General features: G+C 63.1%; 22 protein-coding genes, 1 pseudogene and 1 riboswitch. Of the genes and pseudogenes, 16 read left to right on the forward strand and 7 right to left on the reverse strand.

Annotation, left to right across the window (positions count from 1 at the left end):
• Positions 1-37: 37 nt before the first annotated feature.
• Positions 38-256 carry a hypothetical protein gene (locus C8D77_RS10735; RefSeq protein ID WP_109662197.1) on the reverse strand — a complete coding sequence of 73 codons (219 nt, stop codon included), beginning with the start codon at positions 254-256 and terminating at the stop codon, positions 38-40.
• A 216-nt stretch (positions 257-472) separates the two neighbouring features.
• Here C8D77_RS10735 and C8D77_RS10740 point away from each other — a divergent pair, with 216 nt between their 5' ends.
• Both C8D77_RS10740 and C8D77_RS10745 read left to right on the forward strand, forming a co-directional pair.
• Complete coding sequence (locus tag C8D77_RS10740; protein WP_109662199.1) at positions 473-2,242, forward strand: acyl-CoA dehydrogenase family protein; 1,770 nt, start codon at positions 473-475, stop codon at positions 2,240-2,242.
• Between the two features lie 19 nt (positions 2,243-2,261).
• Positions 2,262-3,014: a crotonase/enoyl-CoA hydratase family protein gene (locus tag C8D77_RS10745; protein ID WP_109662202.1), complete on the forward strand. Its 753-nt coding sequence runs from the start codon at positions 2,262-2,264 to the stop codon at positions 3,012-3,014.
• Between the two features lie 9 nt (positions 3,015-3,023).
• On the opposite strand, the gene pdxH is transcribed toward C8D77_RS10745, so the two are convergent.
• On the reverse strand, positions 3,024-3,641 hold the full coding sequence (gene pdxH / locus C8D77_RS10750; protein WP_109662205.1) for a pyridoxamine 5'-phosphate oxidase: 618 nt from the start codon (positions 3,639-3,641) through the stop codon (positions 3,024-3,026).
• A 41-nt stretch (positions 3,642-3,682) separates the two neighbouring features.
• On the opposite strand from pdxH, the gene C8D77_RS10755 reads away from it, so the two are divergent.
• The 4 genes from C8D77_RS10755 to C8D77_RS10770 all read left to right on the forward strand — a co-directional run bounded on the left by C8D77_RS10755 (position 3,683) and on the right by C8D77_RS10770 (position 6,888).
• The gene (locus C8D77_RS10755) at positions 3,683-4,144 is read left to right on the forward strand and encodes an RT0821/Lpp0805 family surface protein (protein ID WP_109662207.1); all 462 of its coding nucleotides are present in this window, start codon (positions 3,683-3,685) and stop codon (positions 4,142-4,144) included.
• A 255-nt stretch (positions 4,145-4,399) separates the two neighbouring features.
• Positions 4,400-5,329, forward strand: a complete 930-nt coding sequence (locus C8D77_RS10760) for a DnaJ C-terminal domain-containing protein (protein WP_109662209.1) — start codon at positions 4,400-4,402, stop codon at positions 5,327-5,329.
• 106 nt (positions 5,330-5,435) lie between these two features.
• A complete protein-coding gene (gene fabI / locus C8D77_RS10765; RefSeq protein ID WP_109662211.1) occupies positions 5,436-6,254 on the forward strand; it encodes an enoyl-ACP reductase FabI in 819 nt (272 codons plus the stop codon).
• A gap of 46 nt (positions 6,255-6,300) precedes the next feature.
• Positions 6,301-6,888, forward strand: coding sequence for a histidine phosphatase family protein (locus C8D77_RS10770; RefSeq protein WP_109662213.1), 588 nt, complete (start codon positions 6,301-6,303; stop codon positions 6,886-6,888).
• Between the two features lie 76 nt (positions 6,889-6,964).
• Here C8D77_RS10770 and C8D77_RS10775 read toward each other — a convergent pair whose 3' ends face one another.
• Positions 6,965-7,225 carry a DUF1344 domain-containing protein gene (locus C8D77_RS10775; protein WP_109662215.1) on the reverse strand — a complete coding sequence of 87 codons (261 nt, stop codon included), beginning with the start codon at positions 7,223-7,225 and terminating at the stop codon, positions 6,965-6,967.
• Positions 7,226-7,403: 178 nt separating this feature from the next.
• Between C8D77_RS10775 and aroC the strand changes: the two genes are divergently transcribed.
• Both aroC and ribB read left to right on the forward strand, forming a co-directional pair.
• Entirely contained in the window at positions 7,404-8,513 is a 1,110-nt protein-coding gene (aroC, locus tag C8D77_RS10780; protein ID WP_109662217.1) for a chorismate synthase, read from the forward strand.
• A 108-nt stretch (positions 8,514-8,621) separates the two neighbouring features.
• On the forward strand, positions 8,622-9,722 hold the full coding sequence (ribB, locus tag C8D77_RS10785; RefSeq protein WP_109662220.1) for a 3,4-dihydroxy-2-butanone-4-phosphate synthase: 1,101 nt from the start codon (positions 8,622-8,624) through the stop codon (positions 9,720-9,722).
• Between the two features lie 57 nt (positions 9,723-9,779).
• On the opposite strand, the gene C8D77_RS10790 is transcribed toward ribB, so the two are convergent.
• Complete coding sequence (locus C8D77_RS10790; RefSeq protein WP_109662222.1) at positions 9,780-11,000, reverse strand: MFS transporter; 1,221 nt, start codon at positions 10,998-11,000, stop codon at positions 9,780-9,782.
• 120 nt (positions 11,001-11,120) lie between these two features.
• Between C8D77_RS10790 and C8D77_RS10795 the strand changes: the two genes are divergently transcribed.
• Positions 11,121-11,729, forward strand: coding sequence for a TetR/AcrR family transcriptional regulator (locus C8D77_RS10795; RefSeq protein ID WP_109662224.1), 609 nt, complete (start codon positions 11,121-11,123; stop codon positions 11,727-11,729).
• Between the two features lie 89 nt (positions 11,730-11,818).
• Positions 11,819-12,802 carry a hypothetical protein gene (locus C8D77_RS10800; protein ID WP_245951736.1) on the forward strand — a complete coding sequence of 328 codons (984 nt, stop codon included), beginning with the start codon at positions 11,819-11,821 and terminating at the stop codon, positions 12,800-12,802.
• Between the two features lie 104 nt (positions 12,803-12,906).
• On the opposite strand, the pseudogene bluB reads toward C8D77_RS10800, so the two are convergent.
• Positions 12,907-13,581 (reverse strand): annotated as a pseudogene (gene bluB, locus C8D77_RS38295) (5,6-dimethylbenzimidazole synthase); the annotation flags it as partial.
• Between the two features lie 3 nt (positions 13,582-13,584).
• Positions 13,585-13,764, reverse strand: a riboswitch (cobalamin riboswitch).
• Between the two features lie 121 nt (positions 13,765-13,885).
• Here bluB and C8D77_RS10810 point away from each other — a divergent pair.
• From C8D77_RS10810 to C8D77_RS10835, 6 genes are all read left to right on the forward strand, one after another.
• Positions 13,886-14,812, forward strand: a complete 927-nt coding sequence (locus tag C8D77_RS10810; protein WP_109662226.1) for a histone deacetylase family protein — start codon at positions 13,886-13,888, stop codon at positions 14,810-14,812.
• Positions 14,813-14,815: 3 nt separating this feature from the next.
• On the forward strand, positions 14,816-15,067 hold the full coding sequence (locus C8D77_RS10815) for an exodeoxyribonuclease VII small subunit (protein WP_013532792.1): 252 nt from the start codon (positions 14,816-14,818) through the stop codon (positions 15,065-15,067).
• A gap of 98 nt (positions 15,068-15,165) precedes the next feature.
• Positions 15,166-15,432 carry a DUF2277 domain-containing protein gene (locus tag C8D77_RS10820; RefSeq protein ID WP_027035955.1) on the forward strand — a complete coding sequence of 89 codons (267 nt, stop codon included), beginning with the start codon at positions 15,166-15,168 and terminating at the stop codon, positions 15,430-15,432.
• A 42-nt stretch (positions 15,433-15,474) separates the two neighbouring features.
• A complete protein-coding gene (locus tag C8D77_RS10825; RefSeq protein ID WP_109662229.1) occupies positions 15,475-16,395 on the forward strand; it encodes a pirin family protein in 921 nt (306 codons plus the stop codon).
• A 164-nt stretch (positions 16,396-16,559) separates the two neighbouring features.
• Positions 16,560-18,473: a 1-deoxy-D-xylulose-5-phosphate synthase gene (gene dxs / locus C8D77_RS10830; RefSeq protein WP_109662231.1), complete on the forward strand. Its 1,914-nt coding sequence runs from the start codon at positions 16,560-16,562 to the stop codon at positions 18,471-18,473.
• Between the two features lie 149 nt (positions 18,474-18,622).
• Positions 18,623-18,916 (forward strand): hypothetical protein, encoded by a 294-nt coding sequence (locus C8D77_RS10835; protein WP_109662233.1) that lies wholly within the window; start codon positions 18,623-18,625, stop codon positions 18,914-18,916.
• A 101-nt stretch (positions 18,917-19,017) separates the two neighbouring features.
• Here the strand turns inward: C8D77_RS10835 and C8D77_RS10840 are convergent, their stop codons facing one another.
• Positions 19,018-20,166 (reverse strand): GNAT family N-acetyltransferase, encoded by a 1,149-nt coding sequence (locus C8D77_RS10840; RefSeq protein WP_109662236.1) that lies wholly within the window; start codon positions 20,164-20,166, stop codon positions 19,018-19,020.
• Positions 20,163-21,158, reverse strand: coding sequence for a sterol desaturase family protein (locus C8D77_RS10845; RefSeq protein ID WP_170136721.1), 996 nt, complete (start codon positions 21,156-21,158; stop codon positions 20,163-20,165). Before C8D77_RS10845 ends, C8D77_RS10840 begins: the two co-directional genes overlap by 4 nt.
• Between the last annotated feature and the right edge of the window lie 63 nt (positions 21,159-21,221).

The raw sequence follows: 21,221 nt of genomic DNA on the forward strand, positions 1-21,221 counted from the left end.
GGGGCCGGCGTCAGGAAAGCTGGCGTCGCATCAGCGGCTAGAATCCAAACGGGTCGGGCGCTGGCTCTTGCCGCAGCGTGCCTTCGGCGGCGCGTTTGCGGTGATGGGCGAGAGAGCATTGCGGCGAGCACAATATGCCGCGATCCGACCAATAGGCAGCACCGTGTTCCAGTCTGCCCTCATGGTAGCAGAACCCCTCCGCTCGATAGGGCAGGCCGCATTCGATGCAGCGATAGGCGTCGGGTCTGGCGAGCATGGCAGGGGTTCCGGTCTGCTGGTTCTGATCTGTCGCCGGTTGATTAGATCCGGCGTCGATTGAATTTAATACGCGCCGCCGCGATTGCAAAATCCGCGTGACAAAATTTGACGTTTACGTAAAAAGAAGATGGGAGATCGCCCAAAGGGCGGATGGTTTTGCAGTGGCGCTGGCTCTAGATTCGGCGGGGCCGATGCATCAGGAGGAGTGAGCGGCATGTATCGGGCACCGGTCGAGGATATCGCGTTCACGCTCAAGCACGTGGCCGGCATGAAGTCGGCGCTTGATGCCGGCAGGTTCGGCGATCTAGGTGAGGATCTGGTCGATGCCGTTCTGGGCGAGGCCGGCCGCTTCGCCACCGAAGAGGTCGCACCGCTCTACAAGATCGGCGATCAGCAAGGCGCCGTGCTGAAGGACGCCGCCGTCACCACACCGCTCGGCTGGAAGGAACTCTATCGCCGCTGGATCGACGGCGGCTGGAACGCGCTGTCCGGGCCTGAAGCCTATGGCGGCCAGGCCCTGCCGACCATGCTTGGCGTTGCCGCGCTCGAAATGTGGAACTCCGCCGCCATGGCCTTCGGCATCGGCCCGACGCTGACCATGGGCGCGGTCGAAGCGCTCGACAAACACGCCTCCGAAAACCTCAAGGCGAAATATCTCGAAAAGCTCGTGTCGGGCGAATGGATGGGCACGATGAACCTGACCGAGCCGCAGGCCGGTTCGGACCTCGCCGCCTTGCGCGCCCGCGCCGAGCCGGCCGGTGACGGCAGCTACCGCATCTTCGGCCAGAAAATCTTCATCACCTATGGCGAGCACGATTTTACCGACAACATCATCCATCTGGTTCTGGCGCGGCTGCCCGATGCACCGGCCGGCACGCGCGGCATCTCGCTGTTCCTGGTGCCAAAATTCCTGGTCGGCGACGATGGCTCGCTGGGGGCGCGCAACGACGTCTTCTGTTCCGGCCTCGAGCACAAGCTCGGCATCCATGCCTCGCCGACCTGCACCATGATCTATGGCGATGGTTTCCAGGGCGCCAAGCCGGGCGCCATCGGCTGGCTGATCGGCGAGGAGAACAAGGGCCTCGCCTGCATGTTCACGATGATGAACAATGCGCGGCTTTGTGTCGGCATGCAGGGGGTCGCGGTCGCCGAGGCCGCGACGCAGAAGGCAATCGCCTATGCCAATGAGCGCCGGCAAGGCAAGGCGGCAAGCTACGCTGGTGCCGGCATGGCGCCCATCGTCCATCACCCCGACGTGCAGCGCAATCTCCTGACCATGAAGGCGCTGACGCAGATCGCGCGGGCGATCAGCTATTCTTGTGCCCACGCCATCGACCTGGCGCGCGTCTCGGACGGCGATGAGGCGGCGCACTGGCGCGACCGTGCCAATCTGCTGACGCCGCTGGCCAAGGCTTTCTCGACCGACGTCGGTGTCGACGTTGCTTCGCTCGGGGTCCAGGTGCATGGCGGCATGGGCTTTATCGAAGAGACGGGCGCGGCCGCCTTCTATCGCGACGCGCGCATCGCGCCGATCTACGAAGGCACCAACGGCATCCAGGCGGTCGATCTGGTGATGCGCAAGCTGCCGCTCGGCGGCGGCGACCATGTGCATGGCTATATCGCCGAACTTGCTGTGGTCGCCAATGCCGTACGGACATCGAATCTCGAGGGTTTCGGCCGTACTGCCGATGCTCTCGACGCAGTGTTTGGCGATCTGACGCAAGCGACCCGTTTCCTGCAGAAACTGGCGGCCGACGGCCGGCCAGACGAGGCGCTGGCGGGTGCGACGCCCTATCTCAGGCTGATCTCGCTTGCCGCCGGCGGCGCCTATCTGGCGCAGGGCGCGCTTGCCGATCACAACCGCATCGCGCTTTGCCGCTTCTTCGCCGAAAACCTGCTCGGCGAGGTCAATGCCTTGAAGGAGCGCGTTGTCGATGGCGCCGAGAGTCTTGCCGTTGCCGGCAAAACGCTGATTTCCGCCTGACGTTCACAAGGAAAAGACCGTGACAGACCACATCCTCGTCGAGCGCCAGGGCGCCATCCAGATCATCCGTATGAACCGGCCGGACAAGAAGAACGCGCTGACGCGCGCCATGTATGCGAAAATGTCGGCTGCTCTTGCCGAGGGCGACGCCGATCCTGCGATCCGCGTCCATGTGTTCCTTGGCGTGCCCGGCGCCTTCTCCTCCGGCAACGACCTTGCCGATTTCATGATCGTCGCCACCGGCGGCGATGGCGGCACCGAGGTCTGGGATTTCCTGATGGCGCTGGCCAGGGTCGAAAAACCCATCGTGTCCGGCGTCGATGGCATCGCGGTCGGCATCGGCACGACGCTCAACCTGCATTGCGACCTGACTTTCGCCACACAGCGCACCGTCTTCAGGACGCCGTTCGTCGATCTCGGCCTGGTGCCCGAGGCGGGATCGAGCCTTCTGGCGCCGCGGATCCTGGGACAGCAAGCTGCTTTCGCGCTGCTCGGTCTCGGCGAGGGCTTAGCGGCCGAGCGCGCGAAGGCTGCCGGCTTGATCTACGAGGTGGTCGAGGAAGCAGCGCTTGAAGCCTCGGTCTTGGCGGCGGCCGGCCAGATCGCGGCCAAGCCGCCGCAAGCGCTGAAGATCGCCCGCGACCTGATGCGCGGCTCGCGCGACGACCTCGTCGCCCGCATCGGCGAGGAAAGCGAGCATTTCCGTGAGCGGCTGAAATCCGATGAGGCGCGCGCAGCACTCACGGCGTTCATGACGAGAAAAAAGGCCTGAGCCTTTCCTTCAGGGATAAAGCCTCGTCTTGTCCCAGCCGCCTTTCGCATCGCGGGAAAAGACGACACGGTCATGCAGCCGGAACGGCCTGTCGTGCCAGAATTCGATCGTCTGCGGCACGATGCGGAAGCCCGACCAGTGCTTTGGCCGCGGGATCTCGCCGATCGCGTGGCGTGCGGTGTATTCGGCCACCGCCTTTTCCAGCGCAAAGCGGCTTTCCAGCGGGCGCGACTGTTTCGAGGCCCAGGCGCCGATGCGGCTGCCGCGCGGCCGCGTCGCATAGTAGGCATCGGCTTCGGCGTCGCTGACGATCTCCACCGGGCCGCGAATGCGCACTTGCCGGCGCAGCGATTTCCAATGGAAGCACATCGCCGCCTTCATGCTGCCAAGAATCTCCTGGCCCTTGGCGCTCTCGAAATTCGTGTAGAAGACAAACCCGCCTTCATCGAAGCCCTTGAGCAACACCATACGCACATCCGGCATGCCGTCGGCATCGACGGTCGCCAGCGCCACGCCGTTGGGGTCGTTCGGCTCGCTTTTCGTGGCGTCGTCCAGCCATGCGGCAAAGAGACGAAACGGCTCGGCTGCCTCGGTAAAGTCACTGCTTGTTAACTCTGTGTCACTCATAGTTTTTCTCAAATTGTCACGGGAGCAGGGGAGGTTGCCGATTGTCGCGTATCGCGCAAGCTTTTGACAGCAGGCAATGGGGCGTTATCGCTTCGGCCAGCACGAAAGCCGTGATCGTGGCAGTCGCCTTGCCGCTTGCCGCCTGCGGCGCCGGTGGCTTCAGCCTGGAAAAGGCCGAAGTCGACCGCTCGATCCTGACCAGCAGCACATCGGTCTCGGCGACACCGGCCAGTTCGGATCGCGACTCCGACCAGACGACGATCGGCAACGCCGTGTCCTCGGCCGACATCGAGCAACTCGGCGGACAGGCCGTGCCGTGGGCCAATGCCGGTACGGGGTCACGCGGCTCCATCACCGGGCTGGCGGAATTGAAGGACAACGGCCAGACATGCCGTCGCTTCAAGGCCTCGCGCGAAAGCTTTGATGGCGTTGCCATGTTCGAAGGCGAGCTGTGCCTAGCCAGCGCCGGCGGCTGGCGCATGCAGGACTTCAAGGCGCTCTGAGCCTGATCCGAAAGTCGATCGGGTCGGCTCGGCGGGTCCTTTCGCCGCCCGATACGTCGCCAATCTTGCCGATATCCCGGCTGCGATCGGCTTCTTGCGGCTCGACAAAAATCCCTCACCAATCCTCAGCCGCCGACTTTCGGATCAGGCGCTGATTTTCCGCCTTTGATATGCTGCTCCAGCACTGGAATTTCTTCCTATGCGAGCGCATATAGGAGGCAACCAGAGACTCAACTCTTCTCCAGGGCAGTAAGCATGCGCGACCCCTATGAGGTGCTGGGCGTTGCCAAGAACGCATCGGCCAAGGACATAAAATCGGCGTACCGGAAACTCGCCAAGAAGCATCATCCGGATCAGAATCCGAATGATCCCAAGGCGAAGGACCGTTTTTCCGCGGCCAACCAGGCCTATGAGATCGTCGGCGACGAGAAGAATCGTGCCGCTTTCGATCGCGGCGAGATCGACGCCGACGGCAAGCCGCGATTCCAGGGCTTTGAGGGCGCAGCCGGTGGCGGCGATCCCTTCGGCGGGTTCCGCCGGCAGCAGGGTCCGGGCGGTTCGCGATTCGAATTCCGCTCCGGCCGCCCGGGCGGCGATCCGTTCGACGGCAACAGTGACATTTTCAGCCAGATTTTCGGCGACGCCTTTTCCGGCGCGCGTGGTGCAGGCACGGCCGATCGCCGCCAGCCGGCGACATCAGCCGATCTGAACGTGACCCTCGACGTTACCATCGAGGAAGCGGCGACCGCTGAAAAAGTCACGGCGATGTTCCCCGACGGCCGCAAGGTGGCGGTCAAGCTGCCGGCCTATGTCGAGGATGGCCAGACCATCCGGCTGAAGGGCCAGGGCGAGCAAGGGCCGGGCCAGCCGGGTGACGCGCTGGTCAAGATACATCTGCGCCGGCATCCGCGCTACCGCATCGAGGGCCGCGACCTGCACGCCGATCTGCCGGTGGCGCTGGCGGATGCGGTGCTCGGCGCCAAGGTGCCGGTCGATACGCCTACCGGCAGGCTTGCGGTCAACATTCCAGCCTGGTCGAGCTCGGACAAGGTGCTGCGGCTGAAGGGCAGGGGCCTGCCGGAAAAGGCCGGCGGCCACGGTGATCTCTACGCCCATGTGCGGATCATGCTGCCGGAGGGTGGCGATAGCGCGCTCGAAGCGGCGTTGCGCGGCCAAAAAGACTGATCGACGGCTTTTGTCCCCCGAACTGTCCGGTTTGAGTGCTTGAAGGGGCTCTGTGCCTGTGCGATAGGGCACTCCACAAAGCAGAAATCTTGCGGAGAGCGCTCACATGGCGGGTGGACAGGGCCTGATGGCCGGCAAGCGCGGCCTTATTCTTGGCGTCGCCAACAACAGATCGATCGCCTATGGCATCGCCAAGTCGTGCGTCGACCATGGTGCCGAGATCGCGCTGACCTATCAGGGCGAGGCGTTCAAGAAGCGCGTCGAGCCGCTGGCGGCGGAACTGGGCGCCTTTGTTGCCGGCCATTGCGACGTCACCGACCCGGCGAGCCTGGACGAGGTTTTCGCCAATGTCGCCAGCCACTGGGGCAAGCTTGATTTCCTCGTCCACGCCATTGCCTTCTCCGACAAGGACGAGCTGACCGGCCGTTATGTCGAGACGACGCGCGACAATTTCCTGCGCACCATGGACATTTCGGTCTATTCCTTCACCACCATTGCCAAGCGCGCCGAGGCGCTGATGACCAATGGCGGCTCGTTGCTAACGCTGACCTATTACGGCGCCGAAAAGGTGATGCCGCACTACAACGTCATGGGTGTCGCCAAGGCGGCGCTCGAGGCCAGCGTGCGCTATCTGGCGGTCGACCTCGGCGCCAAGAAGATCCGCGTCAACGCCATCTCGGCTGGCCCGATCAAGACGCTGGCCGCTTCCGGCATCGGCGATTTCCGCTACATCCTGAAGTGGAACGAGTACAATTCGCCGCTGAAGCAGACGGTGACGCAGGAGGAAGTCGGCGATTCGGGCGTCTATTTCCTGTCCGACCTGTCGCGCGGCGTCACCGGCGAAGTGCATCACGTCGATTCGGGCTACCACGTCGTCGGCATGAAGGCGGTCGATGCGCCTGATATTTCGACGGTCAAGGACTAGCACCCCGCCAACCGTCGTCCGTCCCGATCCCGCACCGGAAGACCTGATGTACCCGCTGGTTTATATCGCGCGCCACGGCCAGACCGCGTGGAACGCCGAATTCCGGCTTCAGGGGCAGGCCGACACCGATCTCAACGCTCTCGGCCGCGAACAGGCGTCCGGAAACGGGCTTCGGCTGGCCGAGCTGGTCCACAATCCCTGGGAATTCGACTTCGTCGCCAGCCCGATGAAACGGACGCGCGAAACGATGCAGCGCATTCGCGTCGCCATGAAGCTCGATCCGGGTGCCTATCGAACCGATCCGCGCCTCGTTGAAGTCAATTTCGGCGATTGGCAGGGATTTACCTTCCCCGAACTCGAGACACGGTATCCCGGAGCGAGCAGGACGCGAGCGCTAGACAAATGGAACTTTCAGCCGCCTGGTGAAGGCGCGGAGAGTTACCAGATGCTGCTCGAACGGGTGAGGCCATGCTTCGACGCGATCGAACGCCAGACCATCTGCGTGACCCATGGCGGCGTCATGCGCACCTTGTTTCGCTTCGTTCTGGGATTGGCTGAGGACGAGGCAGCGAACCTGGAAATCCCGCAGGATCGCCTGCTCAAGCTTGACGGCAAAAGTCTGGAGTGGCTTTAGACCGTAAAGACCATTGGTCAGTGCCGCTCAGCGAAAACTGAACGGCAAACACTGCATTCAATTGAGGTTGGAAGCTCTAATTGGCTGAGCTGTCCGGCAGTTCCATGTCGGTGACGACGTTTTCGCCATTGGTCACATCGTAGGCGATGACGATGTCCATGCCCGGCTTCAGCGCGTCGAGATCGGTCTCGGCGTTCAGCTTGTAGGACTTGCCGTCATCCAGCGTCAGCGTCGCCGTGTCCTTGTCGATCTTCTTGATCAGGCCTTCGGTCTGGCCGGCGAAAGCGGCGGTGGAAAGCAGCAGTGTGGCGGCAACGGCGCCAATCAGGGTACGCATAATCGTTCCTCTTTATCATTGCACCGGCATGGCGGCGGGCGTTCAACGGCGGATGGAGCAGAGCAGAAACCAACCGAATGTGTCAAAACTAAATCCGCCAGATCACAGTTTGACCCCTGTGAAAAACGCCAATAGAAGGCAACCTTGAGCCGGCTCCGCTGCCGGGCAGGGTCATTTCATGTCTCACAACACGTTCGGCCACCTTTTCCGCGTCACCACCTGGGGCGAAAGCCATGGCCCGTCGCTTGGCTGCGTGGTCGACGGCTGTCCGCCCGGCATCCGCTTTACTCAGCGAGACATCCAGGCCGAGCTCGACAAGCGCCGGCCGGGACAGTCACGTTTCGTGACGCAGCGTCGCGAACCTGACGAGGTCAAGATCCTGTCCGGTTTTATCCTCGATGAGGATGGCGAGACGATGATCACCACCGGCACGCCGGTGTCGATGCTGATCGAGAATGTCGACCAGCGCTCGAAGGATTATGGCGAGATCGCCCGCCAATACCGGCCCGGCCATGCCGATTACACCTATGACGTCAAATACGGCGTCCGCGATTATCGCGGCGGCGGCCGCTCCTCGGCTCGCGAGACGGCAGCTAGAGTGGCAGCCGGTGCCCTGGCGCGCAAGGTGGTGCCCGGCGTTGTGGTGCGCGGCGCGCTGGTGTCGATGGGCGAAAAATCCATCGACCGCGCCAACTGGAACTGGAATTTCATCGGCGACGCGGAAAATCCGTTCTTCACCCCCGATCCGGCTTCCGTTCCCGTCTTCACGCAGTATCTCGACGGCATCCGCAAGGCGGGATCCTCGGTCGGTGCGGTGATCGAAATCGTCGCCGACGGTGTTCCGGCCGGTCTCGGCGCACCGATATATGCCAAGCTCGACCAGGACATCGCGTCGGGCCTGATGTCGATCAATGCCGTCAAGGGCGTCGAGATCGGCAACGGCTTCGAGGCCGCCCGCATCACCGGCGAGCAGAATGCCGACGAGATGCGCATGGGCAATGACGGCAAGCCGGTGTTCCTGTCCAACAATGCCGGCGGCATCCTGGGCGGCATCTCGACCGGCCAGGCAATCGTCGCCCGTTTCGCCGTCAAGCCGACCTCGTCGATCCTGACGCCGCGAAAGTCGATCGACAAGGACGGCAAGGACGTCGAGATCATGACCAAGGGCCGCCACGACCCATGCGTCGGCATCCGCGCCGTGCCGATCGGCGAAGCGATGGTTGCCTGCGCGATTGCTGATCACTATCTGCGTCATAGGGGGCAAACAGGAAAGGGAGTAGGGCAGTAAGGCAGTAAGGCGGTATGTTACGCCGTCCGCCGAAACAGCCAAATCTTCCTTTTCCCTACTGCCTTACTGCCCTATTCCCCTACTGCCCTGCGAGCGAAGCGAGCGTTCATGCCTTACGACCAGAAGAAAATCGTTGAAGCCCTGCGCGCTTTCGAACGCGGTGAGATCGTCGTCGTCATGGATGATGACGGGCGCGAGAACGAGGGCGACCTGATCGTCGCTGCCGTCCACTGCACGCCCGAAAAGATGGCGTTCATCGTTCGCCACACCTCCGGCATCGTCTGCACGCCGATGCCGCGCGAGGAGGCCAAGCGGCTGAACCTTGCGCCGATGGTCGCCGACAACGACTCCGCGCATACCACCGCCTTCACCGTTAGCGTCGATTTCAAGCATGGCACCACCACCGGCATTTCGGCCGAGGACCGTACGCTGACCGTTCGCAATCTTGCCAACGGCAATGTCGGCGGTTCGGATTTCGTCCGGCCTGGCCACATCTTCCCGCTGATTGCGCGCGAGGGCGGCGTGCTGATGCGCTCTGGCCATACCGAGGCCGCGGTCGATCTGTGCAAGCTCGCCGGCCTGCCGCCGGTCGGCGTCATTTCCGAGCTGGTCAACGACGACGGCACGGTCAAGCGCGGTCCGCAGGTGCAGGCTTTCGCCGAAGAGCATGGCCTGAAGCAGGTTTCTGTGGCCGACCTCATCGCCTACCGGCAACGCAAGGAAACGCTGGTCGAGCGCGTCGCCTGCTCCGAAATCGACACGCTCGGCGGCAAGGCGCAGGTCTTCACCTACACGCTGCCCTGGGACTCCATGCATCACGTCGCCATCGTCTTCGGCGACATTCGCGACGGCGAGGACGTGCCGGTGCGTCTGCATTCCGAGGATGTGGTGACCGATGTCTTTGGCACCAGCCACCGGCTCGACGGCATCATGAAGTCGATGGGCGAGCGCAGGCGCGGCGTCATCGTCTATCTCAGAGAAGGCTCCGTCGGCGTCGCCCATCAGGAGCGCAAACGGCCGGCGAGCGGCGACCGCGAGGATCACGAAGAGGCCCGCCGCCGCGAAAACGAGTGGCGCGAGATCGGGCTCGGCGCGCAGATCCTCAAGGATCTCGGCATCTCCTCGATCAATCTGATCGCCTCGCGCGAACGCCACTATGTCGGCCTGGAAGGTTTTGGCATCCATATCGCCAAGACCGAGATTCTATAGGGTATGTCGATATTCAGGTAAGGCCAGCCTGACCTGGGCCTCAACATACCCTGGCTATCACTCGGCCGGGATTGCTGCTTCGCATCCATCCAGTTCGCATTCGTGCGTGGCAAGGCTGCGCTGGCCAAGCAACACTGTGGCCAGGGCGATGGTGCCTGAAGCCACCGAGACCCAGAACCCGCTCTGGGCGCCGAACGCATCCACCACCGCACCGGCGGCAAACGAGCCGAGCGCCATGCCGATGCCGATGCCGGTCATGACCCAGGTGATGCCTTCGGTCAGCATCGCCTCCGGCACGTGCCGCTCGATCAGGCCGAAGGCGGTGATGAAGGTCGGCGAGATCGCCACGCCGCTGATGAACACGGTCAGCGCCAGCAGTGGCACGGTGTCGGCGGTGAGCGGCAGCAGCGTGCCGAGCGCGACGAGGGCGACTGCGATGGCCAACTGGCGTTGCAGTGGCGCTTTCAGGCTAAGCGCGCCGACGACGAGGCCCAGCACGAACGATCCCAGCGCATAAACGCCGATGACAAGGCTGGCGGCGCCCGGCTGGCCAAGCTCCTTGGTGATCGCCACCGTGCTCACTTCCGTGGTCGCGAAGGTCGCGCCGATGAAAATCAGGGCGAAGGTGATGATCTGTACCGGCCGCAGGCGGATTGCCGAGCCGCTTGAGCCATGGTCCACCGGCCGCACTTGCGGCTCGGTCGAGCGCTGCAGGATGAAAGCTATCGAACCAATGGCAAGGAACAGCGTGCTCACCAGAACACCGGCTTCCGGGAACAGGGCGGCACTCAGACCCACCGAAAGCGACGCACCGGCAATATAGACCAGCTCGTCCGCAGCCGACTCGAAGGCGAAAGCGGTGTTCATCTGCGGCCGCCCGCGGAAAATCTCGGTCCAGCGCGCGCGCACCATTGCCGGCATGCTGGGCATGGCGGCGGCCAGCAACGCCGACACGAACAACGTCCATACCGGCCAGTCCTGATTGGCCGCCGCAATCAGGACTGCGAAAGCCAGTACGGAGATGATGGTGGTGGGCACCACGATCCGTGTCTGGCCCAGGCGATCCACCAGCCTCGATATCTGCGGCGCAACGAAGGCGTTGGCCAGCGCGTATGTCGCGGAGACGGCACCCGCCAGCCAGTATTCGCCGCGCGTCTGCGACAGCATCGCCACGATGCCGATCGGCGCCATGGCGATCGGCAGGCGCGCCATGAAGCCGGCGGCTGCAAAGCCCTTGGCTCCGGGGGCGCGAAAGATTTCCGAATAGGGATTTTGCATGGGTGGTTCCTCGACAAAGGACGATTCGACAATTACATACGGAGCGTATGATTGTTAAATAGAGCATACGCCGCGTATGTCAATTGGCATACGTAACGTATGTGAATGGGTCCAGAAGCCATGCACAAACCCCGCAAGGAGATGATTGCCGAGACGCGCGCCAAGCTGATCGCGGCCGCCCGCCATGCTTTCGGTACGATCGGCTATGCCGAAGCCTCGATGGATGATTTCACCGCATCGGCCGGGCTGACGCGCGGCGCGCTCTATCATCATTTTGGCGACAAGAAGGGATTGCTGCAGGCAGTCATCGCAGAAATCGACGGCGAGATGGCGGCGCGCGTGAACGAAGTGGCGGCGAGGGCCCCGACCCGCTGGCAGCATTTCGTCGACGAATGCACAACCTATATCGAGATGGCGCTGGAGCCGGAAATCCAGCGCATCATGTTCCGGGATGGTCCGGCCGTGCTGGGGGATCCCGCACAATGGCCGAATGCCAATGCGTGCATCGCGTCAATGGCCGGCCATCTGACGACGCTGCAGGAGGAGGGGGTTGTCGTCTCCGGCCTCGATCCCGAGACTGCCTCGCGGCTGATCAACGGTGCGAGCAGTCAGGCGGCGCAACGGATCGCCAATTCGAACGACCCCGAAGCGACGTCGAAGAAGGTGGTGACGGCGTTCAAGCAACTGCTCGAAGGCCTGCTCAAGAGGCCGGGTCCGCAACCGAACTGATGTCCCAGCGGTGACCCACGGCCGGCAATTGACAATCGCCGGGTTGAGTTCATCCTTTGCCACCATCTCTGAGCGGAGATTCGGGGCGCATGTGGGATTTCGATATCGGCAGGTCGGTGTCCATCATGATGCGGACCTGGCCGTTCATTGTCTTTCGCATGATCGTCTATTTCGGCATCACGCTGGCCTACATCATGGCGACCGGCACCGGCGCCTCCGTCGGCTATGGCGTCGGCCATATCTCCACCGATCCCGACGGGCCGCTGTCCTTTGCCTTGTGGGGCGGGGTGGTCGGTTTCGGCATCGTCTCGATCGCCGTCTACTGGATCCGCGAATATATCCTCTATGTCGTCAAGGCCGGCCACATCGCCGTCATGGTCCATCTGATCGACGGCCGTGACATTCCCGGCGGCCAGGACCAGATCGCCTACGCCAAGGACATCGTGACCCAGCGCTTTGCCGAGGCCAATATCCTTTTCGTCGTCGACCAGCTGGTCAAGGGCGCCATCCGCGCCATCACCGGCCTGCTCGGCGGCATCGCCGCCTTCTTGCCGATTCCGGGCCTGAGCGGCCTGGTCTCCTTCATCAACACGGTGATCCGCCTGTCGCTGACCTATGTCGACGAGATCATCCTCGGCTACAACATCCGCATCAATTCAGCCTCGCCGTTCGAGACGGCGCGCCAAGGCGTGGTGCTCTATGCCCAGAACGGCAAGGTCATGGTCAAGAACGCCATCTGGCTGGCGGTCATCATGTGGGGCGTGTCCTTCGTCATCTTCCTGCTGATGCTGGCGCCCGCCGGCGCCATTCTTTTCCTGATGCCTGGGCAACTCGCAGGCTGGGCCTTCGTGCTCGCCATCGTCTTCGCTTGGGCCTTCAAGGCGGCGTTCATCGAGCCTTTCGCCATCGCTTGCCTGATGCAGGTCTATTTCAAGATCATAGAGGGCCAGGTGCCTGATCCGGCTTGGGACGCCCGGCTGGCCGAGGCGTCGTCGAAGTTCAGGGAGCTCAAGGACAAGGCGCTGGCCTCCTTCGGCGGCTCGCGCTGGGGTACAGCCGGCGCGACACGCTGATCCGGAGCGGCATCGACGGCGTTGAGACGCGCCACGGTTGACTTCAGCGGCACCTCACCCTGGCCGCAAAAAATCTCGCTCATGATCAGCTCGGGCAGCGGCAGCCGCCGTCCCCAGCCATGCGTTTCGAGGTCTGGTTTATGCGCGAACTCGGAAACACGGCCGACGCAGAGATAGGCGACCGGCGTCACATGCTCGGGAATCGACAGCAGGCCTTTCAGCGCCTGCGCCTCGATGATGCTGACCCAGCCGACACCGACGCCTTCGGCACGCGCCGCCAGCCAGAAATTCTGCACCGCGCAGACGGTGCTGTAGAGGTCCATCTCCGGATTGTGCCAGCGTCCCAGCGGCGAACCCTTCGAACGCTGCCGGTCGCAGGTGATACAGATGTTGAGCGCGCTTTCGCAGATGCCTTCCAGCTTGAGCTTGCGGTAGAGCGCCCGCCGCTCTTCCTCGATCGCCGGCAGTTCCTGTTCGCGTGCTGCCAGGAACAGGTCGCGCACCTTTTCCCGCCGCCCGGCGTCGCGAATGACGATGAAGTTCCAAGGCTGCATGAAGCCGACCGACGGCGCGTGATGAGCGGCAAGCAGCAGCCGCGCCAGCACCTCATCGTCGAGCGCGGTGGGCAGGAAATGGCTGCGCACGTCACGCCGTGTGAACATGGCGCGATAGACCGCATCGCGCGCGTTCTGGTCAAATCCGTCGCCGACAGGAGCAGTCATTTGTTCCGGCATCGCTTGTCCCCTTGCGATTGCAATCACTGCCAGCCGCCTGACCATGCGGATGACGATGCCTGCCAGGCCGGTCTTCTGGCTCGGGATCAACCCGCGTCCGGTGCCTTCCCGTCATCGACAGTGGCATTTACCGGCGCGGTCCCCCTTACAGCGTTGGGCACGCCACGGAATTCAACCGTGTTCCCGATTCTCCCGCTTGCGGCGGGCACCAGGCAGTGGCAGTGACCTTACGCCGAAGCGCTGAGGACGCCAATGCCCGCAGCGACACGAATGGACGCAGGCGTGATTTTCCCCAGCCATCGGCCGCCCGCGCATGGCCTTTGTCGATCCGGGTCACTAGATTAGGACGATGACCACTCGTCTCTACACCCATCCGATCTTCCTTGAGCACCTCACGCCGCCCGGCCATCCCGAGCGGCCGGACCGCTTGCGCGCCATCGAGCGCGTGCTCGATGACGAGGCGTTTGTCGGGCTCGATCGCGTCCAGGCGCCGGAAGGCGACGAGGCCACCATCCTCTATGCGCATCCCGCCGATTTTATCGCCCGCGTCCGCGCCGCCATTCCCGACGAGGGGATCGCGCGCATTGACGCCGACACCACCGCCAGCCCGAAGAGCTGGCAGGCGGCGATCACCGCGATCGGTGCCGCCAACGCTGCCGTCGACGATGTCTTCACAGGTCGCGCCGACAATGTCTTCGTCGCCGCCCGGCCGCCCGGCCACCATGCCGAAAAGACCACGGCGATGGGCTTCTGCCTGTTCAACACCGCAGCGATCGCGGCACGTTACGCGCAGAAGAAACACGGTGTAGAGCGCGTTGCCGTCGTCGACTGGGACGTGCATCACGGCAACGGCACGCAGGATATTTTCTGGGACGATCCAACGGTGCTCTATTGCTCGACGCATCAGATGCCGCTTTATCCCGGCACCGGAGCAAAAAGCGAAACCGGCACCGGCAACATCGTCAATGCGCCGCTGGCGCCGCAGACTGGCAGCGAGGTCTTTCGCGATGCCTTCCTTTCGCGCGTGCTGCCGGCGCTCGATAATTTCGCGCCCGACCTGATCATCATCTCGGCCGGGTTCGACGCACACCATCGCGATCCGCTGGCCGAGATCAACCTGACCGAGGACGATTTCGACTGGGCGACCGGCCAGCTGATGCAGCGTGCGGCGCGCCACAGCGGCAACCGGCTCGTCAGCCTGCTCGAGGGTGGCTACGATCTGCAAGGATTGGCATTTTCGGTCGCCGCCCATGTCGGGCGACTGATGAAAGGATGAATGATGGCTGGTGAGACCAACGAAGACGTCAAGGCGATGAGCTTCGAACAGGCACTCGACGCGCTGGAGAAGATCGTCGATGATCTGGAGCGTGGCGACGTGCCGCTCGACCAGTCGATCAGGATCTATGAGCGCGGCGAGGCGCTGAAGGCACATTGCGACCGGCTGCTGAAGGCAGCTGAAGACAAGGTCGAGAAGATCAGGCTGTCGCGCGACGGCAAGCCGGTTGGAACGGAGCCGCTTGACGCGGACTGAGGCCGCAGCCGTCTCACCGACTTTTGGACACGATCATGACTGAGGATAGGGTTCGTCCCGATTGAAAGCGCTCCAGGACAAGAGGAGATACGGAAGCGATGTGCAGAAACATCAAGACCCTGTTCAATTTTGACCCGCCCGCAACCAACGACGAAGTCCGCGACGCCGCACTTCAATTTGTCCGCAAATTGAGCGGAACGACGCGGCCCTCGAAGCAGAACCAGCATGCCTTCGACCACGCGGTCGAGGCCATTGCCGCCTCGGCGCGCGAACTGCTCGATTCCTTGGAAACCCATCAGCATCCTCGCAATCGCGAAGAGGTGGCAGCCAAACTGCGGGCAAAGGCGGCGATCCGCTTTGCCTGACGCGGCCAAGCGGGCATTGTCCGCTGACAAGGAGATCATCTCGTGAGCTTCTTCCCCGGAAACGACCCACAGGCCGGCGATGCCTTCGCCAGCGACCAGATCGAATTGATGGTCATCCCCAACGCCAAGGATATTGGTGGTTTCCAGGTGCGCCGCGCTCTGCCGACCGCCAAGAGGCGGCTGGTCGGGCCTTTCATCTTCTTCGACCGCATGGGCCCGGCGATCCTGCGCGCCGGCCAGGCGCTCGATGTCCGTCCGCATCCGCATATAGGCCTGTCGACGGTCACCTATCTGTTCGACGGCAAGATCAGGCATCGCGATTCACTCGGCACCGAAATGGTCATCCAGCCCGGCGACGTGAATTTGATGACCGCCGGCCGTGGCATCGTTCATTCGGAGCGCACCCCCGAAGAATTGCGCGGCGCGCCGATGTCGATCTCCGGCCTGCAGACATGGCTGGCGCTGCCGGACGGCAAGGAAGAAGTGGCGCCGGTTTTCGAGAACACCGCAGCGCTCAGGCTTCCCGAGATCGACGCCGAGGGCGTCAGCGGGCGCATCGTCATTGGTGATTTCCAGGGATTGCGGTCCCCGGTGCGGGCCGACTCCGAGACGCTCTATGCCGACCTGCGCCTGGTGCCCGGCGCCAGTGTGAAAATCCCGGCCGATGCGGAAGAACGAGCCATCTACACGCTGGAAGGCGAGGTCTCGATATCAGGTGACGTCTTTCCGGCGGAACGGCTGCTGGTGTTTCGGCCAGGCGACGAGATCGTCGTGTCGTCGGACACCGGCGCGCATTTCATGCTGTTTGGCGGCGCCTCGCTCGGCTCGCAGCGTTACATCTGGTGGAATTTCGTCTCGTCGTCCAAGGAACGCATCGAACAGGCCAAGCAGGAATGGAAGACGGGCCGCTTCGATATCGTTCCCGGCGATGAGGAAGAGTTTATCCCGCTGCCTGAGAGCTAGGGCATGATCCCGAAAAGTGGGAACCGGTTTTCCCGGACAAACGGTTTCCGTTTATCCAGAGATCATGCCCAACAAACAGACAGGCTCACGACCGCGTCACTGACACGCATTTACTTTCGCCGGCCGGCGGCCTATTTCGCCCATCAACCGAAAGCCTGAGCACCGTGAACGCAACGCCGCATACGCCGCTTCTCGACAAGGTCCGCATCCCGGCCGACCTGCGCACGCTTGCCGAAAGCGAGCTGCCGCAACTCGTATCCGAGCTTCGCACAGAGCTGATCGATGCTGTTTCCCGCACCGGCGGCCACCTTGGCGCCGGCCTCGGCGTGGTCGAGCTGACGGTGGCACTGCACTATGTCTTCAACACCCCCGATGACCGGCTGATCTGGGATGTCGGCCACCAGGCCTATCCGCACAAGATCCTGACCGGCCGCCGCGACCGCATCCGCACACTGCGCCAGGAAGGCGGCCTGTCCGGCTTCACCCGCCGCGCCGAGAGCGAGTACGATCCCTTCGGCGCCGCCCACTCCTCGACATCGATCTCGGCTGGCCTCGGCATGGCCGCAGCTCGCGACCTCTCCGGCGGCCGCAACAATGTCATCGCCGTCATCGGCGACGGCGCCATGTCTGCCGGCATGGCCTATGAGGCGATGAACAATGCCGGCGCGCTCGATGCGCGGCTGATCGTCATCCTCAACGACAACGACATGTCGATCGCGCCGCCGACCGGCGCGATGAGCGCCTATCTGGCGCGTCTGGCCTCGGGCAAGGCCTATATCGGCCTGCGCGATTTCGGCAAGAAACTGACGTCCTATCTCGGCAAGCGGGCTGATCGTGCGATTACAAGGGCGGTCGAGCATGCTCGCGGCTACGTCACCGGCGGCACGCTGTTCGAGGAGCTCGGTTTCTACCACATCGGCCCGATCGACGGTCACAATCTCGAGCATCTGATCCCGGTCCTGAAAAATGTCCGCGACAATGGCGAAGGCCCGGTGCTGATCCATGTCGTCACCCAGAAGGGCAAGGGCTACGCGCCGGCGGAGGCCGCTGCCGACAAATATCACGGCGTCAACAAGTTCGACGTCATCACCGGCGCGCAGGCCAAGGCGCCGGCCAATGCGCCTGCCTACACCAGGGTGTTCGCCGAAAGCCTGGTCCAGGAGGGCCGTGAGGACGATCGCATCGTCGCCGTCACCGCCGCCATGCCGAGCGGCACCGGTCTCGACCTGTTCGGCGAAGCGTTTCCGTCGCGGATCTTCGATGTAGGCATCGCCGAACAGCACGCGGTGACCTTTGCCGCCGGTCTTGCCACCGAAGGCTACAAGCCGTTCGCGGCGATCTATTCGACCTTCCTGCAGCGTGCCTACGATCAGGTCGTCCACGACGTCGCCATTCAGAAATTGCCGGTGCGCTTTCCCATCGACCGCGCCGGCTTCGTCGGCGCTGATGGCGCGACCCATTGCGGCGCCTTCGACACCACTTTCCTGGCGACGCTGCCGGGCTTCGTCGTCATGGCGGCGGCGGATGAAGCGGAGCTGCGCCACATGGTGCGCACCGCGGCGAGCTATGATGATGGTCCGATCGCCTTCCGCTATCCGCGCGGCAATGGTGTCGGCGTCGACATGCCGGAGCGCGGCTCGGTGCTCGAAATCGGCAAGGGCCGCATCGTCAAGGAGGGCACCAAGGTCGCATTGCTGTCCTTCGGCACGCGGCTGCAGGATTGTCTGATCGCCGCTGAGGAGCTTGGCGCTGCGGGGCTCTCCACCACGGTCGCCGATGCCCGTTTCGCCAAGCCGCTCGACGAAGATCTGATCCGGCGGCTGGCCCGCTCGCATGAGGTTCTGGTAACAGTGGAAGAGGGCGCCGTCGGCGGCTTTGCCAGCCATGTGCTGCAGTTCCTCGCCCATGAAGGCCTGCTGGAAAGCGGCCTGAAGGTGCGCCCGCTGGTGTTGCCCGACGCGTTCACCGACCACGCCAAGCCCGAGAAGATGTATGCCGATGCCGGGCTCGACGCAGCCGGCATCGTGCGCACGGTCTTCGTCGCGCTCGGGCACAGCACCCGCGCCCAGCGCGCCTGAATCAAAGTCTCAAAGACTTGAATCAGTTTGCCGGCCAACGATCTTAAGGCATTGTTTACGCTGACGTTTGGCTTTTCGCTTACCGTGTCTCTTGGCCGTTTTTCAACGGCGCCCTGCTAGATCATTGGCCAGGCAGGGAGACAACAACAATGAAAACGCTTCTGTGCGGCGTAGCGCTTTGCGCCGTCCTCGTCGCGCCGGCCGTCGCCGAAACGCGCTATGATCGCAGCCTCGAAAAGGCGGCGGTGGGCATCGTCGCCGGCAAGATGGGCGACATCCGCGGCGGTTTTTCCTACAAACAGGTGCCGCAATTGGTGGTCCTGCCGGACCCTGTCTCCGCGCCTGCGGTTGCGACCGAGCCTCCACGTGAGCAAGCTTCTGGGGATCGTGACGACGGGTTGTCCCCGGCCGTCGAGCGCCAAGTTTCGCGAACCATTTTCTAGATTAGAGGCCAGTAGGCCTAAGGCAACTTAAGAGGGTATGATCGGATCGGTTTGCGCCCGACCTTTTCATTGTGCTCGCCGTCATGCAGGCGATGGCAATCTTACTCCTCCGCCAGCTCCGCTTGTTTCGATGGTTTCTCGGAGCGCCAGGATTTCGTGGCATGGCGGGCGCGGTCGGCCAAGGCGGCGAGGCGTCCGGGCAGGCTTCGCCCACCCATCACCGACGATAAGGTCACCGAATGCGTCGCAAAGCGGCGCTTGAAATCTTCGCCACCGCAGAGAAAGTCGACCGTGGTCAAGCCCCGGTCAAGCGACCACTGGATGTAATCCATCATCAGGACCATGCCCGGCGAGGCACGCTCGAAGGCCGGGTCATAGGTTGTGACGAAAGCCATCATCGTTCCATGCTGCTCGAAATTGATCGAGATGGCGATGATCTCGTTTTCGCGTTCGAGCACGAAGATGCGCAGCAATCCGAGCTCGGCCAGCACGGACACCAGTGCTGCCAGAGCGGTGGAGCCTTCGTCGAAGAGGTCCGAAACGCGGCCGTGCTTTGCCAACCATAGCCGCTTCAGCGCCGCGACGCGCTCAAGCACCGGCTCGCGGGCTTCGTGCGCTTCCATCAGGCGGAAGCGCAGCGCGCCGCCTTCCTCCATGAATTTGCGGCCACGGCGATAGTTTTGCCGGGCTTTTTTCGATTGGCTTTCGAACCATTGCGCGCCGCCTGGCCAGGCGCCAGCGACACGATAGCTGACCTCGCTGCGGTGATTTGGCTGCAAGATCGTACCGCGGCCTGGGGCGGCGGGACCGAGCAGGGCCGGCAATCGGGCATCGGGCAAAAGACGATTCAGATAGACAAGGTCGAAGCCGCCGTCGTCGAGGATGCGTTGCCAGAGCTGCCGCAGGATCTGCGGGTCGCAATCCGGGGCAAGCAGGACATCGCCATAATCGCAGTGGTCCTTCGCCGCCCATTCCAGGACGCGGATACCCGAGCGTCTGAAGGTCGCGAGCGCAATGACGGCCACGAGCCGCTCGTCGCTCCAGACCAACCCGATCCTGAGGCCACGCCGATCCTGATGCGGCGTCGTGCGCCACCACGCCGAGATCCAGTCCGGATGCTGGAAAACGAGGCCGCCGGCGCGTTGCCAGAGCGCCGCCCAGGCGGGCGCGATTTCTGCCACGCGTGCATCCGAAGTTGCGACTTCGATCCGGTGCGTTCGCGGCAGCCGGCACACGACAGGCCCGTTCAAGGCTTGGCCCTTTGCGACGATTGCTGTGGCTCGGGCTTGCCGGTTCGGAAGTGTCTGGCGATCTGCCACCACATCCGCTTCAGCGGCATGATATAGAGCCCTGCGAGCGACTGATAGTCGCGCACGTTGCGTTCGATCAACCCGAATTTGAAGTCCTCGTCGGGTCTGGGAACGCATAGAGTTCCGAACAGCCGATCCCAGAACGAGAAGAGCAGCCCGAAGTTCTTGTCGTAGTGGCGCGGGTCAGTGCTGTGGTGCAACTGATGCCAGTGCGGGCACAGGATCAGGTTGTTCAGCGGCCCGAACGAGATCTTGAAATGCGTGTGCCTGACGAAATCCATCATCAGGATGTTGCGTATGATGTAAACGTTGACGCCGAAGACCGTCAGTTCAACGAGGTTCAGCGACACCAGCAACCAGATGCCAAAGCAGATGCCGGGAATGACACCGTCCCAAGCGCGGTTCATCAATTCGTCGAGCGGGTGGACGCGATCCTTGGTGATGCCGACCATCACCTCAGCCGAATGGTGCACCTTGTGCAGTTCCCAGAGCACCGGATAGCGGTGCTGGGCGACGTGATAGAGATAGTACGAAATGTCGTAGGCGAGCAGCATGGTGATGGTGAAGATCGTCACCGTCACCGGGCCTGCCGGGCCCTCGATCAGGGGCGGCTGGATCGCCAGGAGCGTCGAGAGCAGCCAGTTCGTCGCATAGCCGACGGCGCTGACGAAGACGATGCCGGCAGGCAGCATGAGGAATGGCATGAGGGCCTTCCTCGTCACCCAGAACAAAAGATCGGCCCTTGCCGAGGGATGAGTGATCACCTCGTGCGGGATCGCGAACTCGAAGAATTCCTTCCAGCTCTTTTTCTCGACCGTGCGCCAATAGGCGACGAGGGCGCTGACCAAAGCGGTCAGCAACAGAAGTCCGGTCGCCAGCAGGCCGGCGCCGGAAATCCGGTCAAGCACCTTGTAGACGATATCGCTGGCCATTTCCAAGGTTGACGCCTCTTCACCCTGTTTTGCGGGCTGTCGCAGTCATAACATTTAGTCCTC

The organism is Mesorhizobium loti (assembly GCF_003148495.1).
Classification (GTDB): domain Bacteria; phylum Pseudomonadota; class Alphaproteobacteria; order Rhizobiales; family Rhizobiaceae; genus Mesorhizobium; species Mesorhizobium loti.

Excerpts from the sequence above, each read along its gene's own strand:
- C8D77_RS10735 (WP_109662197.1), bottom strand. The coding sequence starts at position 256 with ATGCTCGCCAGACCCGACGCCTATCGCTGCATCGAATGCGGCCTGCCC.
- C8D77_RS10740 (WP_109662199.1), top strand. The coding sequence starts at position 473 with ATGTATCGGGCACCGGTCGAGGATATCGCGTTCACGCTCAAGCACGTG.
- pdxH (WP_109662205.1), bottom strand. The coding sequence starts at position 3,641 with ATGAGTGACACAGAGTTAACAAGCAGTGACTTTACCGAGGCAGCCGAG.
- C8D77_RS10760 (WP_109662209.1), top strand. The coding sequence starts at position 4,400 with ATGCGCGACCCCTATGAGGTGCTGGGCGTTGCCAAGAACGCATCGGCC.
- fabI (WP_109662211.1), top strand. The coding sequence starts at position 5,436 with ATGGCGGGTGGACAGGGCCTGATGGCCGGCAAGCGCGGCCTTATTCTT.
- C8D77_RS10770 (WP_109662213.1), top strand. The coding sequence starts at position 6,301 with ATGTACCCGCTGGTTTATATCGCGCGCCACGGCCAGACCGCGTGGAAC.
- C8D77_RS10775 (WP_109662215.1), bottom strand. The coding sequence starts at position 7,225 with ATGCGTACCCTGATTGGCGCCGTTGCCGCCACACTGCTGCTTTCCACC.
- aroC (WP_109662217.1), top strand. The coding sequence starts at position 7,404 with ATGTCTCACAACACGTTCGGCCACCTTTTCCGCGTCACCACCTGGGGC.
- ribB (WP_109662220.1), top strand. The coding sequence starts at position 8,622 with ATGCCTTACGACCAGAAGAAAATCGTTGAAGCCCTGCGCGCTTTCGAA.
- C8D77_RS10790 (WP_109662222.1), bottom strand. The coding sequence starts at position 11,000 with ATGCAAAATCCCTATTCGGAAATCTTTCGCGCCCCCGGAGCCAAGGGC.
- C8D77_RS10795 (WP_109662224.1), top strand. The coding sequence starts at position 11,121 with ATGCACAAACCCCGCAAGGAGATGATTGCCGAGACGCGCGCCAAGCTG.
- C8D77_RS10800 (WP_245951736.1), top strand. The coding sequence starts at position 11,819 with ATGTGGGATTTCGATATCGGCAGGTCGGTGTCCATCATGATGCGGACC.
- C8D77_RS10810 (WP_109662226.1), top strand. The coding sequence starts at position 13,886 with ATGACCACTCGTCTCTACACCCATCCGATCTTCCTTGAGCACCTCACG.
- C8D77_RS10815 (WP_013532792.1), top strand. The coding sequence starts at position 14,816 with ATGGCTGGTGAGACCAACGAAGACGTCAAGGCGATGAGCTTCGAACAG.
- C8D77_RS10820 (WP_027035955.1), top strand. The coding sequence starts at position 15,166 with ATGTGCAGAAACATCAAGACCCTGTTCAATTTTGACCCGCCCGCAACC.
- C8D77_RS10835 (WP_109662233.1), top strand. The coding sequence starts at position 18,623 with ATGAAAACGCTTCTGTGCGGCGTAGCGCTTTGCGCCGTCCTCGTCGCG.
- C8D77_RS10845 (WP_170136721.1), bottom strand. The coding sequence starts at position 21,158 with ATGGCCAGCGATATCGTCTACAAGGTGCTTGACCGGATTTCCGGCGCC.